Here is a 12,771-nt window from a genome sequence, read left to right as displayed (position 1 = left end):
CTTCATTCACCCCATAATCACTCATCATAAAACTCATCCTCCAATTTCACTAATTTAGTAATAACATCATTCAATACCTTAGCATGCGTCTCATCAAACTCTTTTCGGTGGTACTCCCGACCACACAACTCATCTAAACTTACATTCAGTACATCTGCTAACTTACAAGCTGTTTCGATGCTACATGATTCCCTAGTTTCAATGGCTGAAATAGCCACTTGACTAATACCGATTATTTCACCCAACTGCCACTGAAACAATCCTTGTCGTTCTCTTATATTACGTAAATTCTTCACTCCCTCACCGCCTTAATTTCGTATTCTCGTCCTAGATTATTTAAAATATACCGATTGCACTCTCCACGTGATTTACTCTCAAATACAACTTCTGTGCCAACGCATACCACATAAGAGGTGATTGGTGGTTTGTCTGCTTTTATTTCGATATGCAAGTAATCCTTGTGTTTTGGTGCGTGCGGTTTGACGTATGCTTTTAAATAGTGTGGTTTCATATAGATTCCTCCACGATTGTTATGCTTTCCTTCTTTATTCGCTTAATTTCCATTGGCTTGTTTAAAATCCGATCATTATACTTTCTTATCTGTTTTTGCCCGCCACCATAATTAGTGGTAGGGCTAGGATATTCTTTCTGCAGATACTGATGTGTCAATCCTTCTGTTTCAAAATAACCATATATCGTTCCAAAATAATCCACCAAAACATATTCGTAATGGTCTTTAATAATAGCTATCATCTCTACATCGATTAGAATGGTAAATTATCATGTATGCCAACAGGTTGTGCTTCCAAGTCACCAAATGGATTGTCAAATCTTTGTTGAGTGTTTGCTTGTTGTCTGCTTTCGATAAAGTAAAAGTTTTCAATAACAATATCGGTTGTGTATACTCTTTGACCTTGTTTATTGTCATAGCTACCAGTTTGAATGCGTCCGTCTACTGCTATCTTTGAGCCTTTATTAAAATACTGGCTAATCATCTCAGCTGTCTTCCCGAAAGCCACACAATTAATAAAGTCTGATTCATACTCGTTTTGTTGGTTCTTAAAATTTCGTCTAACCGCTAATCTTAATCTAGCTACCCCTGTTCCACTTGCTGATTGTTTAAACTCAACGTCACTCACTAAATTTCCGATTAATTGTGTTCTATTCATACTTACTTCCCCCTAAAATTCTTCTAATTTAAATCCTGCTTTGCTATTTTTGACTAGGTACAACTTTCCATATAATTTTGTAAACATCTTTGCTTTAATCTTAAATACGTCTGTCATCATGCCCTTAACATCAATGACCTGAGTGCTACCGTCATTGTGTAGCACTTCAAAGTCTGCTATGTAAGTAATTGATCGATAAGTCTTCCCGTCCCGTTTGAACGGTTCTTGAAGCGTATATCGTGGCTGTAAGCTAAAATCTTTAATCTTACCTGTTGCCTTTTTATGTTTCAAAAAAGTGTAATATTCCGCTTCTAGCTTGCTATCAAACTTATGACCGTCAATTTCCACTTTCCGATTATTATATTTAGGTTGCTTAATCTGTTTTTTAGTCACTCTTCGCTTCAAACTCTGCTTAGAATACAACTGCTTCACTCCACTCATAACTACCTGCGTATAATCTATCTAGGTAATATTTCAATCTTCTATATCGCCAATCTGCAACCTGTTCTATCGTGGATAATTCGATATATTCATCTTCTAGTAGTTGCACTATCAACAATCTACCCAATGCCACCCAATCATTTTTTGCTCCGATATGTAAATTCAATCCTAAATCTTCAATATCTCGTTTAAACATTTCAAATGTTGTCATGCTTGTGCCACCTTTCTTAAATTCTTACCACTCATCTGAATTTCAGCAGCCAGTGTATCAATCCTTGTCATCAGTCGTTCGGCGGTCATCTTATCGCCTATCGCATTCATGACGTGCATTTGATACTCCTGCTTTGTTAAGTTACTTGTAAACCATGTTTTAAGTTTATTATTCATACGTGCGTTTAAAATCTCATAAATAACGCTTTGAACCGTCCATTTCGTTAATAATTCAGTTCCCATATCATCTAACATTAGGATTTCCGCTTTCTTGTACTCGTCCATTTTCTTGCTAAATTTCTTACTGTCTGCCTTAACGGTATTTAGCATTTCATTAACTAAGGTTGAAGCACTAATGTAGATGACTTCAGCATTACGTTTAACTAATTCATTCGCCATACCACCTAAGAAATAACTCTTTCCGATACCTTTATCACCACACAGCCACGCACCAGTCTGCTCGCTTGCGAAACTAAATTCTTTGAGGTATTTAGCACCGAACTCTAATGCTTCTCGCTGTCCTAGATCGGGACTGATATTATGAACAGAAGCACCACTAAAGGTTTGTGTGTTCTCGTCCGTTATCAATCGTTTAAATTTCCCACTGATTAACCTTCTTTGCTCGTCTGCACTTAACGGATATTCTGTATAATAAAGGGCATTATTCATAACATATAATTCAGGTCTAGTTTTATTCGCTTTTAAGGTACGGTAGAATTGGTTAAGTGTGCTGATGTTGGCTTTCATGAAGCCATCTGATAGCCCATACTGTTCTTTAAATTGATTAATCTCATCAACTTCTGTTAGTAGGAACTGTTTATATTCTTCTGCCTTACTTCGTCTTTCAGGACTTATTTCAAACGTTAAGCTTGATAAATTCATTACTCCCATCTAAATTCCTCTTTCCATTTCTCAAAATCAGCAATTTCTTCTTTCGTGTACTCTTTCTCTTGCTTATCATTAGTAAATGTATAGTTAATAGGTTGTTTAGCCTTGCATTGTTGATACAACTTACTAAAGTGTTTTCTTAGCTTATTTGGACTCAGGATATTAGTTTGCCAAAATGTATCTTGTTGCGACCAATCTAGCACTCGTTCCACTTCTTCAACACTACGCTTATCTAATTCAACCAGCTTTCGCATATCGTCTGCCCATGTTTGCATGTTGCGGTCTTTATATTTAGGGTCACGTTGTTGGATATGACCTAACAACCGTTGTGCTAATTTCATGTAAGGGGAGTCGTCTGCATATCGCTTTAGCGATTGAGGACTATCTTTTGACGATTCGTTTACCGATTCGTTACACGTATCAGTATTAGCATTAGCATTAGCATTAGCATTAGTATTAATAATGATGTTTCTTTTTTTAAGTTCTTCTTCAAATCTGTTTTTTATGGTAGTGTCAATTTCTCTATTTGAAATAGTCCACCATTCTGCCATATCTGTATATGTTTCTTGTATTAACTTGCCTGATTTAACCGATTTAAGTTCTCGATCAATCATATCTTCAACAGGTTTACCACCTTTTGAGATTGTAAATTTGAGTGAATTTTTTACCGCTATTTCCTTGTGTTCATCATCATAAACAACTTTTTCATAACTCTTTTCAAATCTTTCAAGTAAGAAACTTACTGTATCAACAGAATATCCTAAGTCAAAAGCTACTTGTTTCTTTACAAAAGGATATATTCCAATTGATGTTGTCTTTGGGTTAGTCATTAGATACAACATGAAATATTTATCTTCAGGTGTATATTTTTCTACGACTAAAGCATCATCCCAAAAGTTTGTATCAATAATTCTTTTAACCATTTAAACCACCCCTAATTCACGTAATTGTTTCTGTTGTAATTTAATTCCGATCAATTTCCGTTCTCTCATAAAAGTTTCAATACCCAACTGATGTTGTTCGTTGTGATGTTCCCTGCATAGACACATAAAATGGTGTTTAGTGTGGTCTATTTGCTTTCTATCTCGCCCCATACCAACTGTTTCAACGTGTGCTATGTCGCCCTTTCGACCACACACAAAGCACTTGCGTTTCATCAACACTGCGAAAAACTGTCGCTCTGTGAAGTAGTCTGCATAGTTGTTATTTAGTGGAATATCGTTCGACAAACAATAATCAATCACTAATTGAAGTAACTTCGTTACATCATCACGCTTCATTTTATTTCTTGCTAAACTAGGCTCTTTCTTGGTGTCGTAAGTCATCATATACAGGTATTTCATCTTTAAGATAATCTTCCAGTTATCTTCGCCCGTATAGTCTGATATATCTTTAATTAAGGCAAACCAATGTTTTCTTTGTTCATCAGTCGTTGTATCTTTTATCAAAGGCTCTAGGTAGACGAAATATCGTCCACCATGAGCATTTTCTTCTAATACCGCTTCATCAACTGCATCAATCAATCGGATAGTTGCAAATTTCCCTTTGAGATTGACAATCTCTGCTCTAATCTCTTGCATTTAGCACCTACTTAGCTTCTGCTAATGCTCTGCGTTCATTTCTCTTAGAAGCGATTGCTTGTCTTAGTGAAGCAATGATTTGACCTTTATTAGCCTTGTTCAAATCTTCAACTTTAAATTGGTCTTTCAATATTTCGTTAATGCGTTCGTTCGTCAAATCAGGTGCTAATGAAATCAAGTCTTTGTAAAGCTTAGCTATCTCTTTCTTCGCTTCTGCTTCTGTCGGTTGCATTGACTCTTGAATATTCTTACCTCTCGCTTTAACGTTATCGTTAGCTTTCTTATCTTTACCGTCGATAGCTTCTTTCTGTTCGTTGCTATCGGCATCTTTGGTATCATCAATCAGATACAGTCCGTTTAATGCGTATTTGCGAGCGTACGAACTAGCCGAACCAGTAATTTGACTATCGTCCATGCCTTTCTTAACTTCTGCTTCTCGTGCGAAAGCCTGTACGGAAATTTGTTCTTCGGAATGAATATCCGTCATAGTTGCTATGGCTTTAACGTAAATTCTTCCACCCACTTCAATGATTTCATCTTTCACTTCTAACAACAGACCATACTTTAAATTGATCGGTTTAACTGCTTCTAAAATATCTTCTGCACTTCTGTATGCAAAACCACCATAGCCATTGTATTGCCCTTTAGGTGCTTTCAATTCAAACTGTGCTTCTACTAATCGTTGCTTAAATGATTTCACTTTGGTTTCTGCCATTATTTCTTCCCTCTTTCTTTAATCTCTTCAAGCGATAGCAACTTCCCACCTAGTTCAAGTAGGAACTTATCGCTATCACTCCCTTCAAAACGTATCAACTCACCTTGATATAAAATGTAATTGTATGGTTCATCTGATAGAATTTCGTCACCTTTAAAATCTAGATCCAATACGTATGTTTCGTTTGAACTCATAAAACTTATCCTCCCATTTAGTCGCTTGTAGGTCTTGCTTCACTTCGTCTATGTCGTAAATTTCAATGCCTTTCCAATCTAAAATCTCTAGCATGATATCTTCTTCAGCTGGTTCTTTCACTCCGTCTACCAAAAATACATAAGTCCCTTGTGGTAGCCATTCTTGAAGTTCTTCGTGATAATAAGGCTCTGCTAAAACTTCGCTATCAAACAAGCTACTCATCTGCTCTAACATCATGTCGTAATCTAATTCATAAAATGTTCCAAACTCTTTAATGTATTTCATTGCTAGACTCCCTTTCTTTTGATATACTTAAATAGAAATAAAATTTTATAAGTTGTTTCGATAAGTCCTGCTCCAACAGGACTTTTTGTTTTGCTTAAAATTCTCGGTATATCCATTAGGTTTTGAATATCACCTGTCTTTTCGTAATTCATTGCCGACTTCCTAATGTCCTTCCGCTTCCATTCTTGCAATTAAACCATTCCCTTCTTGTATTTGTAGATAATTCCGTTCAAAATCATAATGTTGTCTGTCAATCATTTCCCTGAAGTCAGGTCGCTCTGTTAATAACATCATTACTAACATGCAACCTAGACAGATAAACATCAATGTGTATATTGCTTTAGCGTATTCTTCCATGTAATCACCCCTTACTTAAATCTGTTTTCTTCTTTAAATCTCAAAAACTCCAAAAATCTATTAGGTAAAACCAATGTTGTCTTTTGTGTCGGTTTAATCACCCCGTCGCTAAAATCAGGGTTCAAATACATTTCGCTAACGTATTTACTCGCCTGCTGTTTTCCAATTCCCACAAAGTAATTAGGTATCTCGCTTGTAGTGATTGCTAAGATACCTTGATACATTTCAGGTACTTTTACTACTTCCATATCTCCACCTCATTAATGCTATTTGTATTTTGTAACACTATTTGTAATCTTTTTGATTAAAAAAAATATACTCCACCGATAAATTAAAGTAGTTTGCTATTTTCACTTTTAATTTATCGCTCGCTCCTCTTTTTCCGCTTTCAATCAAAGAAATTAATGTAGGGCTAACCCCCATTTTTTCTGCGAAATCGCTTTGTGACAAGCTTCGTTTAAGTCTTTCTTCTTTGATTATTTGTGGGTAATTCAATATATCAACTCCTATCTAACTAACTTATATACACATTATATCATTACTATACGTAAAAGTAAACACTATTTGTAAGAATATTTTACTATTTGTAATTATGTATTTACTATTACTATTTGTAAAGGTAAAATGTAGTTAACAAATCTAAGAAAGGAAGTGTTGTTATAATGAATAATATCGGTTTAAGAATTTCTGAATTAAGAATGTCGAAACGCTTAACGCAAAAAGAATTAGCAGATATTTTAGGTGTATCGCCATCTTATGTAGGTCAATGGGAAAGTGGAGCTAGAATTGTTCCAACTGAAAAAGTAGTAGAAATAGCAAAATATTTTGATGTGTCTACTGATTATTTATTTGGACACCGAAGTGATAAATCAGACTCAACTGATCTAAAAGATATTATTAGAAATCAAACTCTATCATATAAGGGAGAACATCTTTCTGAACGTGATATAACAATTATTGAAACCTTTCTAAATGCAGTGATTGATAAGGAGAAATAATTTAATGAAAGTTCAAAGAGTGATTAATAATTTGCTCCGAGAACATCAGACTAGAAATCCGGAACATCTAGCTGAGGCACTGAATATTGAGGTTTGCTACCTGCCGTTAGAAGTTAATGGGTGCTTTCTTGAAGTGAATAATAGACAGTTTATATTTGTTGCCGATAGATTGAAGTATAGTCAGGAACGCTTTTTTGTAATTGCCCATGAGTTATTTCATGCGATACAGCATGCTAATTCAGGAGAATTATATTACAAGGCATATAACTATCACGGAAAGTTTGAACGTGAAGCCAATTTGTTTGCTATCTATTTGCTATGTGATTTAGATGAAATTAATGAAGATGAAACAGCTTATCAAGTTTTTAAAAAGAATTATATCCCACAGGATATGATGAAATATGTAATTTAGGAGAGAATGCCAATGGATTTAGTATGGATATTAGTGTTGATTGCCATTGCTGTTTTTGCGAGAAGAAATCGCAATCCTTATCGAACAAACAGGATAGGTGGTCTATCTCAGAAGTTGCTTATGGTGGTGTTAGCAATCTTAGCTATTAGAGTATTAGTCAATAGGAGTGACGAAAGACCTAAACAGGTAGCAAAGGTAGATGAAACGACAATGGAAGTAATATCGGAAACGACTACTGTTGAAGAAACAGAAGCGACTACTGAAGAAACAACAGAAGAAACAACAGAAGATAAAACTAAGTATGATTTAGTAGAGATGAATTTAAAGATTGCAGATAGTTTTGAAGAAAGCGTTGAGTTTAACGAGCAAGGACATGACGGTTATGAGTGGTCACAGTTCGTTTATGAAATTGAATTGCAAAAATCAGGTGCTGTATATATTACTACCAATGAATTATTTGACAACTTAAATAATGAAGATAAAACGTTGGTGCTAAATTCAGCAGAGCGTTCAGTTAACGCTACTATCTTTCTTGAAACTGATGGACAGTTAGACCAACACAGAACAGTTAGAGCCTTTAATCGGGATGGCGAAGAAATTGCTACATCAGGAATGTTTAACACGACAGAATTTGAATTTAAAGATTAAGCCTATTTAGGCTTTTTCTTTTACTTGAAAGGGGGTGAAATACATGTGGGTAACAGAAAGATATAACGGTAGGTATCAATTTAGCGAACGATACAAAGATGCTAACAACAACACTAAAGTTGTTAGTGTGACTCTAAGTTCCAATTCTACACAGGCACACAAGCAGGCTATGAAATTGTTAAATCAAAAGATTGCAGATAAGTTAAACGAGAAGCCTAAAGTTTATACGGATATCACGTTTAGTGAAGTAGCTAAGGAATGGATTGAGTTGAAGAAGAAGTCAATCAAAGCTTCCACGATTAAGACATACGAGTATAGTCTTGATATTGTCAATCAGTATATTGGCGATACTCCTATCCATAAATTGCGAGCAGGGGCGATTAATCGTATATTCTTAAATATGTATGATGAAGGATTGAAGTTTAAAACAGTATCGGCAAGATTTAAACTTACAAAAAATGTGATTGAGTTTGCTGTTGATTACGGCTTCTTAGATGAAGATATAATTATTGATAGTTTAAAGCTAGAAAAGGTTAACGTATCTCCCAAAAGAGAAGATAAGTATTTAGAAGTAGATGAAGCCGAGAATTTATTTAAACGCATGATTGAAGATGATGAAGAAGAATTAGCAGACTTCTTCAGGTTGCAAATGCAAACGGGCATGCGATATGAAGAATTAGCTGCGGTTCACTTGCCTGATATCGATTTAATTAATAAAACGATCGATATTAAATATACTTATGATTTTGTCAATAAGGAGTTCACGTTGCCTAAAAGCAACAAAACAAGATTAATACATATTAATGATGATACTGTTGATTTAATTAAGAAGATAATACGCAGAAGAAACTTATTACTATTAGCTTACGGAGTTCGAGATAATAACTTGTTATTCTTTAGCCGAGATGGCAGTCCTCTTCATTACGGATATGCCAATAATCGATTGAATAGATACGGAACGAAAGAAAAGCCTCTATCAACTCATATATTCAGACATACGTTTATCACAAGAATGGTTGAGAATAATGTACCCAGCACACTCATAGCAGAACACGTTGGTCAGAGCGGAACTGAAATGATTGAGCGAGTATATTCTCACTTTACACGTAAGATGAATGATGATTTGAAAGAGGCAATTAACGAATTTCGAATTTGAAATGCTTGCAAAATGCTTGCAAAACGCATTTTTTATTCAAGAATGTTGATTTAATAGGCTTTGTAGCCTTATAAAAAAAGGCACATAACTTCATCACTTATAGCTGCTACCTTCCGGTCCTGACTCGATTCGTGAATCCGTTATTGCCTTTATTCATTATAACATATTTATTTTGAGAATTCCAATCTTTTTCAATGTTTAATAATGAACACTTTCGATAGTATCCCAATAATGTTATACACATCCAAAACTCCTGAGGAAAGCTAACCATAGTAATCTTTAAAAATATCTCAAGTAGTCAAAAAGATGTTACAAACGTCAAAAAATTCTGATAACACGGTTACCTTTATTGATCCTGTTGTTTGTTTAAGCATTAATTTACTTTATACGATGCTTTCATCGTTTTTGGTTCATATTGATGGCACCTGTTGATACATAAATTCTAATTCCACCAAAAGAGCTAATAAACATCAACCATTGCTGTTTCTAGCAAATGTTGCTAGTTTATCCACAAAATAAAGAAAGTTATCCACAGTTAATGTGTAAAATGTTGACAGCTTTGTGGATAACTATTAACTCTTTGTGGATAACTTTTTCTTTTTCCGTAAGTTTCTGAAAAAATTAGTTAGTTTTGCTCCACATTCATCTGCTAGTATTCCCGAAATAACTTCTGGTTGATGATTAAAACGAGGTTCTTCTAATAAATTGAGCACACTTCCTACACTGCCTGCTTTTGGATCATGGGCTCCATAGACCACTGTTTTAACTCGCGACAATATAATGGCACCTGCACACATGGCACATGGTTCTAATGTCACATATAGTGTCGCATCTTCTAATCGCCATTTTTCTAAAATTTGATTAGCTTGGTCGATGGCTAATAATTCAGCATGTGCAATCGCCCGTTTAGAAATTTCTCTTAAATTATGTGCTTTAGCAACGACTTGGTTATCTACAACTATGATGGCACCGATGGGTACTTCTCCTTGCATTTCAGCTAATGAGGCTTCCATCATTGCTATTCGCATAAATTTTTCATGTTTCAACCGTTGTGTTTCAGTTAATTCCATTTCTTTGCGACTCCTTATGATTATCTATTTAGGCTAATAAAGATTATCCCTCATTCTTTTAGCATAAAATTAAAGATGGCATATAGTTAAAATTGACATAATATTTGCTTCGGGTAGTCATCCTGCTTTTTAAATAGCCTTTACACAAACCATTCGTTAGTCATCTAGCACTATAGTTAAAAGTAAAATACAGTGATTCTCATCAAGTATGAGGATGGCTCTTTAATTTTTCAAACATGATTCCTCTTATCTTCAAGCCTATTACAAAAATTGAGTTTAATAAGCAGGATTTTCATACTCTGTATTATTTTATATGCCTAAGATCCATTCGACATTTTTTATTACATCCTTGTTTTTTGTTGCATTCTTTCTCTAAAAATATACTTTCAAGCTGCACTTATGGTACACTATTAATAACTAATTTTCAAGGAGAGGATATTTTGATAAATTCCATTATACAGCTCTTTCCAGAAGCGCTGATTAATCCAACAAATGTTGAGGATTTGAGACAGACGCATCATATTATTACCGTTGAAAGTCAAATAATGGCGATTCCTTTTTCTTCCTTATCTCATAAAGAAATATCGTTACTTAACATTGTCAGTGATCAAGGTGACATTATTCCAATTACTCGAAACTCTCATTGGCAAAACTTTCTGGAAAAAAAATCAAGTAATATGCCAATTGTTTCAGGAAATCTTCAAATTTTGCATATCAATTTCAGAAAATTACCAGAAAACTTTGACGATGAACTTTGGTTTAATACACTAAAGGAATCAAGCCATCAGATTATTGATTGGTTTACTAAAAATGAGCGTCGATATAGTGTTGTTTTAAGAATCAAACCCAACGATGAAATCTCAATTGATCAACTCCTTGGTGTTATTCAATCGTTAGATGCTGATTTTGATACGGTAACTCAAGCAATTATTGGTTTAGTCCATCAATTATCAGTCAACTTACCCATGCGTTATGAGGAAGAACTTGCTATTGTTGAACAAAGTTTTCAAACGGAATTAATAGGTGTATTAACTCAAATTACACCCGTCTTATTAAAACAAATTGGTAAAAAAGCGCTCAGCGATTTACCCCTATTGACTCCTTTAAAACAAGTTATTATGAATAATACGGAATATTCTTCTCTGATTGAAACATTATTTGAAAATCAAGGAAACTTGTCCCAAACTGCTGATAAACTCTTTATTCATCGGAATACTTTAACTTATCGTTTGCAAAAATTTTATAAAGAAACAGGCATGCAATTACAATATTTACCTGATTTAATGATTTGCTTCCTCTGCCTTGCCTAGTACCTATTTTTATTACAACTTTTAGTCGCTTCTATGAAATGATTAGAGTTCTTGATATTTTTATTACATTATTCTAGTGTTCGATAAATTAATAAATAGTGCTTATAATAGGCTTTTATGCTATAATAATGAATGAATTCAACATTAAATTATTTGATACTCACTGAATATTTTGGAGGTTATTATGAACTTACGAGACTTAGAATATTTCAAATATTTAGCTGAAAGTTTGAGTTTCACTAAAACAGCTGAACATTTTTTTGTGTCTCAACCTTCTATTTCGATTGCTTTAAAAAGATTAGAAGATGAATTTGAGACCACTTTAATTCAAAGAGAAAGATCAGCTAAAAATATCCATTTAACACCGACTGGACATACCTTATATCAACGCACTATCGATATGCTAGGTTTATATGCCCAAACGAAGCTAGAAATTAAAGCAGTGGGGATTGATACGATTCAGCTAGGTTTAGTTCCATCAATTGGAAATTTATTTTTACCTCAACTTTTAGCGAATGCTAACGATTATTTACAAAACTTAAAATTGATTGAAGAGAATACAACTGATGCATTATTCGATTCATTAAGAAAACAAAAATTCTCAATTGCTATTATTGCTCACGATCAACCAACATTTGCTAATCTATGGGTTGATACATTTCCTATTGCGAAAAGTCCATTAAAGTTATTCGTCTCACAAAACCATCCTTTAGCTAGATATCGTGAAATAAGCTTAATGGAACTCGTTGATTTACCTTATGTTTCTTTATCAAATGGTACTATCCACGAAAAATTATTCCAAAATTGGGCCACAACAAATCAATTATCGTTGGATAATGTGTTTTACTGCCATGATATGAATACTCTCACTTCACTTGTTGCTTCTGGTGAAAGAGTCGCACTTTTAATGGAAAATGTCTCTCTAAATCGTGATGATTTAGTTGCGATTGCGATTAAGAACCCACCAATTGGTTACTTGAATTTAGTTATTAACAATGAAATGGTATTATCTGATACACAAAAAGCCTTTAATGATTTATTAATTAAAAGTATTGAGGATTAATCAATCAAGTTGCCACACATTATATCCAAAAATAAATAAAACAAACAAAAAGAGTTAGAACCTATTCCTATTGGAGTAGTCCTAACTCTATTTTTTGTGCCAAAATTTATTATCATTTTGACTATCGTCATTTTTTAAATGGTATCCTGACAGTATCAAGTAAATAAAAAAATATTTTGATATTGATTGCATGAACGACTATCATATCAGTGATTCCCAAAGTGAGAGTCATTGCTATCATTTTCGGGAGTCACTGTCGATAGAGTCCATATAA

22 protein-coding genes and 1 other RNA gene are annotated in these 12,771 nt (G+C 34.1%); 6 read left to right on the top strand and 17 right to left on the bottom strand.

The genetic code is table 11. From position 1 onward, the window contains the following. Positions 1–17: 17 nt before the first annotated feature. The 15 genes from GSA01S_RS00920 to GSA01S_RS00855 form a co-directional block, all read right to left on the bottom strand. A complete protein-coding gene (locus tag GSA01S_RS00920; protein WP_066123835.1) occupies positions 18–296 on the bottom strand; it encodes a helix-turn-helix transcriptional regulator in 279 nt (92 codons plus the stop codon). Further along, positions 293–511 carry a hypothetical protein gene (locus GSA01S_RS00915; protein ID WP_066123833.1) on the bottom strand — a complete coding sequence of 73 codons (219 nt, stop codon included), beginning with the start codon at positions 509–511 and terminating at the stop codon, positions 293–295. The genes GSA01S_RS00920 and GSA01S_RS00915 overlap by 4 nt, the downstream gene beginning before the upstream one ends. After that, positions 508–753, bottom strand: a complete 246-nt coding sequence (locus GSA01S_RS00910; RefSeq protein ID WP_066123831.1) for a hypothetical protein — start codon at positions 751–753, stop codon at positions 508–510. The genes GSA01S_RS00915 and GSA01S_RS00910 overlap by 4 nt, the downstream gene beginning before the upstream one ends. An 11-nt stretch (positions 754–764) precedes the next feature. Next, a complete protein-coding gene (locus GSA01S_RS00905; protein WP_066123828.1) occupies positions 765–1,169 on the bottom strand; it encodes a single-stranded DNA-binding protein in 405 nt (134 codons plus the stop codon). Positions 1,170–1,181: 12 nt separating this feature from the next. After that, the gene (locus GSA01S_RS00900; protein ID WP_217994618.1) at positions 1,182–1,574 is read right to left on the bottom strand and encodes a DUF1064 domain-containing protein; all 393 of its coding nucleotides are present in this window, start codon (positions 1,572–1,574) and stop codon (positions 1,182–1,184) included. Between the two features lie 7 nt (positions 1,575–1,581). After that, positions 1,582–1,821, bottom strand: a complete 240-nt coding sequence (locus tag GSA01S_RS00895; RefSeq protein WP_066123826.1) for a hypothetical protein — start codon at positions 1,819–1,821, stop codon at positions 1,582–1,584. Then, positions 1,818–2,711, bottom strand: a complete 894-nt coding sequence (locus tag GSA01S_RS00890) for an ATP-binding protein (RefSeq protein WP_066123823.1) — start codon at positions 2,709–2,711, stop codon at positions 1,818–1,820. Before GSA01S_RS00890 ends, GSA01S_RS00895 begins: the two co-directional genes overlap by 4 nt. Then, a complete protein-coding gene (locus GSA01S_RS00885) occupies positions 2,702–3,631 on the bottom strand; it encodes a phage replication protein O (protein WP_066123822.1) in 930 nt (309 codons plus the stop codon). Before GSA01S_RS00885 ends, GSA01S_RS00890 begins: the two co-directional genes overlap by 10 nt. Continuing rightward, positions 3,632–4,288 (bottom strand): putative HNHc nuclease, encoded by a 657-nt coding sequence (locus tag GSA01S_RS00880; protein ID WP_066123820.1) that lies wholly within the window; start codon positions 4,286–4,288, stop codon positions 3,632–3,634. It lies immediately after the preceding gene. Positions 4,289–4,295: 7 nt separating this feature from the next. Beyond that, positions 4,296–5,003: an ERF family protein gene (locus GSA01S_RS00875; protein ID WP_066123817.1), complete on the bottom strand. Its 708-nt coding sequence runs from the start codon at positions 5,001–5,003 to the stop codon at positions 4,296–4,298. 153 nt (positions 5,004–5,156) lie between these two features. Continuing rightward, positions 5,157–5,483, bottom strand: a complete 327-nt coding sequence (locus tag GSA01S_RS00870; protein ID WP_066123814.1) for a hypothetical protein — start codon at positions 5,481–5,483, stop codon at positions 5,157–5,159. 2 nt (positions 5,484–5,485) lie between these two features. After that, complete coding sequence (locus tag GSA01S_RS10660) at positions 5,486–5,635, bottom strand: hypothetical protein (RefSeq protein ID WP_157064746.1); 150 nt, start codon at positions 5,633–5,635, stop codon at positions 5,486–5,488. A gap of 10 nt (positions 5,636–5,645) precedes the next feature. Then, on the bottom strand, positions 5,646–5,840 hold the full coding sequence (locus tag GSA01S_RS00865) for a hypothetical protein (RefSeq protein ID WP_066123812.1): 195 nt from the start codon (positions 5,838–5,840) through the stop codon (positions 5,646–5,648). Between the two features lie 11 nt (positions 5,841–5,851). Next, positions 5,852–6,088, bottom strand: coding sequence for a hypothetical protein (locus GSA01S_RS00860; RefSeq protein ID WP_066123810.1), 237 nt, complete (start codon positions 6,086–6,088; stop codon positions 5,852–5,854). Between the two features lie 37 nt (positions 6,089–6,125). After that, positions 6,126–6,335 (bottom strand): helix-turn-helix transcriptional regulator, encoded by a 210-nt coding sequence (locus tag GSA01S_RS00855; protein WP_066123807.1) that lies wholly within the window; start codon positions 6,333–6,335, stop codon positions 6,126–6,128. 167 nt (positions 6,336–6,502) lie between these two features. On the opposite strand from GSA01S_RS00855, the gene GSA01S_RS00850 reads away from it, so the two are divergent. The 4 genes from GSA01S_RS00850 to GSA01S_RS00835 are packed head-to-tail and all read left to right on the top strand — an operon-like array spanning position 6,503 to position 9,054. Further along, positions 6,503–6,838 (top strand): helix-turn-helix domain-containing protein, encoded by a 336-nt coding sequence (locus GSA01S_RS00850; protein WP_066123804.1) that lies wholly within the window; start codon positions 6,503–6,505, stop codon positions 6,836–6,838. Positions 6,839–6,842: 4 nt separating this feature from the next. Continuing rightward, positions 6,843–7,250: an ImmA/IrrE family metallo-endopeptidase gene (locus tag GSA01S_RS00845; RefSeq protein WP_066123801.1), complete on the top strand. Its 408-nt coding sequence runs from the start codon at positions 6,843–6,845 to the stop codon at positions 7,248–7,250. Between the two features lie 12 nt (positions 7,251–7,262). Then, positions 7,263–7,898, top strand: coding sequence for a hypothetical protein (locus tag GSA01S_RS00840; protein ID WP_066123798.1), 636 nt, complete (start codon positions 7,263–7,265; stop codon positions 7,896–7,898). Positions 7,899–7,941: 43 nt separating this feature from the next. Then, on the top strand, positions 7,942–9,054 hold the full coding sequence (locus GSA01S_RS00835; protein WP_066123795.1) for a tyrosine-type recombinase/integrase: 1,113 nt from the start codon (positions 7,942–7,944) through the stop codon (positions 9,052–9,054). A 65-nt stretch (positions 9,055–9,119) separates the two neighbouring features. Here the strand turns inward: GSA01S_RS00835 and ffs are convergent. Both ffs and tadA read right to left on the bottom strand, forming a co-directional pair. Then, positions 9,120–9,213: signal recognition particle sRNA small type (gene ffs, locus GSA01S_RS00830), an RNA gene on the bottom strand. Between the two features lie 413 nt (positions 9,214–9,626). Beyond that, positions 9,627–10,124 carry a tRNA adenosine(34) deaminase TadA gene (gene tadA, locus GSA01S_RS00825; protein WP_066123793.1) on the bottom strand — a complete coding sequence of 166 codons (498 nt, stop codon included), beginning with the start codon at positions 10,122–10,124 and terminating at the stop codon, positions 9,627–9,629. Between the two features lie 440 nt (positions 10,125–10,564). Between tadA and GSA01S_RS00820 the strand changes: the two genes are divergently transcribed. Continuing rightward, positions 10,565–11,434, top strand: a complete 870-nt coding sequence (locus tag GSA01S_RS00820; protein WP_066123791.1) for a helix-turn-helix domain-containing protein — start codon at positions 10,565–10,567, stop codon at positions 11,432–11,434. Between the two features lie 184 nt (positions 11,435–11,618). Beyond that, a complete protein-coding gene (locus GSA01S_RS00815; RefSeq protein ID WP_066123788.1) occupies positions 11,619–12,497 on the top strand; it encodes a LysR family transcriptional regulator in 879 nt (292 codons plus the stop codon). Positions 12,498–12,771: the final 274 nt, after the last annotated feature.

This window comes from Globicatella sanguinis NBRC 15551 (assembly GCF_001552295.1).
GTDB classification, from domain to species: domain Bacteria; phylum Bacillota; class Bacilli; order Lactobacillales; family Aerococcaceae; genus Globicatella; species Globicatella sanguinis.
Note: the sequence above shows the minus strand (reverse complement) of the source record. Positions and strands in the feature narration are given on the sequence as shown.

Excerpts from the sequence above, each read along its gene's own strand:
- GSA01S_RS00915 (WP_066123833.1), bottom strand. The coding sequence starts at position 511 with ATGAAACCACACTATTTAAAAGCATACGTCAAACCGCACGCACCAAAA.
- GSA01S_RS00910 (WP_066123831.1), bottom strand. The coding sequence starts at position 753 with ATGATAGCTATTATTAAAGACCATTACGAATATGTTTTGGTGGATTAT.
- GSA01S_RS00905 (WP_066123828.1), bottom strand. The coding sequence starts at position 1,169 with ATGAATAGAACACAATTAATCGGAAATTTAGTGAGTGACGTTGAGTTT.
- GSA01S_RS00895 (WP_066123826.1), bottom strand. The coding sequence starts at position 1,821 with ATGACAACATTTGAAATGTTTAAACGAGATATTGAAGATTTAGGATTG.
- GSA01S_RS00890 (WP_066123823.1), bottom strand. The coding sequence starts at position 2,711 with ATGGGAGTAATGAATTTATCAAGCTTAACGTTTGAAATAAGTCCTGAA.
- GSA01S_RS00885 (WP_066123822.1), bottom strand. The coding sequence starts at position 3,631 with ATGGTTAAAAGAATTATTGATACAAACTTTTGGGATGATGCTTTAGTC.
- GSA01S_RS00880 (WP_066123820.1), bottom strand. The coding sequence starts at position 4,288 with ATGCAAGAGATTAGAGCAGAGATTGTCAATCTCAAAGGGAAATTTGCA.
- GSA01S_RS00875 (WP_066123817.1), bottom strand. The coding sequence starts at position 5,003 with ATGGCAGAAACCAAAGTGAAATCATTTAAGCAACGATTAGTAGAAGCA.
- GSA01S_RS00870 (WP_066123814.1), bottom strand. The coding sequence starts at position 5,483 with ATGAAATACATTAAAGAGTTTGGAACATTTTATGAATTAGATTACGAC.
- GSA01S_RS10660 (WP_157064746.1), bottom strand. The coding sequence starts at position 5,635 with ATGAATTACGAAAAGACAGGTGATATTCAAAACCTAATGGATATACCG.
- GSA01S_RS00865 (WP_066123812.1), bottom strand. The coding sequence starts at position 5,840 with ATGGAAGAATACGCTAAAGCAATATACACATTGATGTTTATCTGTCTA.
- GSA01S_RS00860 (WP_066123810.1), bottom strand. The coding sequence starts at position 6,088 with ATGGAAGTAGTAAAAGTACCTGAAATGTATCAAGGTATCTTAGCAATC.
- GSA01S_RS00850 (WP_066123804.1), top strand. The coding sequence starts at position 6,503 with ATGAATAATATCGGTTTAAGAATTTCTGAATTAAGAATGTCGAAACGC.
- GSA01S_RS00845 (WP_066123801.1), top strand. The coding sequence starts at position 6,843 with ATGAAAGTTCAAAGAGTGATTAATAATTTGCTCCGAGAACATCAGACT.
- GSA01S_RS00840 (WP_066123798.1), top strand. The coding sequence starts at position 7,263 with ATGGATTTAGTATGGATATTAGTGTTGATTGCCATTGCTGTTTTTGCG.
- GSA01S_RS00835 (WP_066123795.1), top strand. The coding sequence starts at position 7,942 with ATGTGGGTAACAGAAAGATATAACGGTAGGTATCAATTTAGCGAACGA.
- tadA (WP_066123793.1), bottom strand. The coding sequence starts at position 10,124 with ATGGAATTAACTGAAACACAACGGTTGAAACATGAAAAATTTATGCGA.
- GSA01S_RS00815 (WP_066123788.1), top strand. The coding sequence starts at position 11,619 with ATGAACTTACGAGACTTAGAATATTTCAAATATTTAGCTGAAAGTTTG.